Annotated in this window: 1 protein-coding gene and 1 pseudogene; both read left to right on the plus strand. The window is 77.6% G+C overall.

Annotation, left to right across the window (positions count from 1 at the left end):
• The coding region (locus tag ACJA3G_RS36950; protein WP_406557385.1) for a zf-HC2 domain-containing protein at positions 1-894 on the plus strand (894 nt) is incomplete at its 5' end.
• An 88-nt stretch (positions 895-982) separates the two neighbouring features.
• Positions 983-1,406, plus strand: a pseudogene (locus tag ACJA3G_RS36955) (hypothetical protein); the annotation flags it as partial.

Below are 1,406 nucleotides of genomic sequence, written 5' to 3' on the forward strand. Positions count from 1 at the left end.
CTGGGGGACCGCCTCGCCGCCCTGGTCGACGGCGAGCTCAGCCATGACGCGCGCGAGCGCGTCCTGTCGCATCTGGCCACCTGCCCCAAGTGCAAGGCCGAGGCCGACGCCCAGCGCCGCGTCAAGAGCGTCTTCGCCCAGACGACGCAGCCCACCCCCTCCGAGGGGCTGCTGGCGCGGCTCCAGGGGCTGCCCGGGGGCCCCGGAGGTGACGACGAGGGTCGGGGACCATTCGGCGGGGGCCGCCTCGCCGGAGGGGTCTTCACCCCCGGCGCCCTGAGCGGTCCGGGCGACCCGGCCGGCCGCTTCGGCTACGCGCCGGGCGGGGCGCACGGGGCCGTCCTCGGCGGCGGACTGCCCGGACGGGGCTTCCGCATCCATGAAGTGGCCCGCGCCGAGGAGCGTTCGGGCTCGCCGTGGCGCGGGCGCAGGATCGCCTTCGCCGCGGCCAGCGCGGTCTCCCTGGCGGCGATCGCGCTCGGCGGCGCGATCCCCTCGGACTCGGGGGCGGACACCAGTGCCCGGGGCGAGGGCTCGGGCAGCAAGGTCACTCCGGTGCGGGCCCAGAGCCCCTCGGCCGGTGCCGCCTCGGGGTCGCCGCTGTCCCTGGAGTCGCAGCGCAGACGTGTCGGCGTGGCGAGCGCGCCGCCGGCCGCGCAGAGCGGCGCGCCGGCTCCGATGGGGCTGGCGGGGCTCAACGGCATACCGTCCCAGCCTGCGCCACAGCAGTTCGGCAACCCGTTCCGCGCGGCCCTGCTGAGCACCTCGGCTCTGCCTCCGCTGATACGGCCGGCGGTCTCCACCCTGGCGGAGCGGCCGGTCCCGTCGCTGTCCCTGCAGCCGGGGGCGAGTCCGTCCTCGTCGCCGACGCGGCTGGCGGCTCCCCGGCACTGACCGCCTGCCCTGCGCTCCTCCCGGCAAACCTGATTGAATCCCTGGGAGGGGTGCCTTCCGGGGCACGCGGGACAGTTGCGGGGAGAGCATGAACGACGGGAAGCCCACCGGGCCCAAGGCGAGATGGTGGAGCCGTCCCACCCCGCGCGAGGACGGCTCCGCGGCCGAGGAGACGTACGACCTGGCCCCGCCCGGGGGCGCGACGCCGGACGCGTCCGCTCCGGGCGGTCCGGCCGCGCCCCAGGCCGCCGTGCCGGAAGGTTCCGGCGACCGGGACATGCCGTACGCGCTGGCACCGGGGGCGCCCGTCGAGGACGAGTCCGCGTACCGACTGGCGCCGCCCGCACCGGCCGGCCCGGGATCGGTGACGCCCGCCGGTGCGGGACCTGTGGTGCCCACCGGCCCTGGGCCCATGGCCTCCGCCGTTCCGGAACCGGTTGCGCCCACTGGGCCTGAGCCCACGGCTCCCGCCGGTCCGGAACCGGTGCCGCCCACCGGACCTGGGCCCACGG

Source organism: Streptomyces sp. YS-3, assembly GCF_045257485.1.
Lineage (GTDB): Bacteria > Actinomycetota > Actinomycetes > Streptomycetales > Streptomycetaceae > Streptomyces.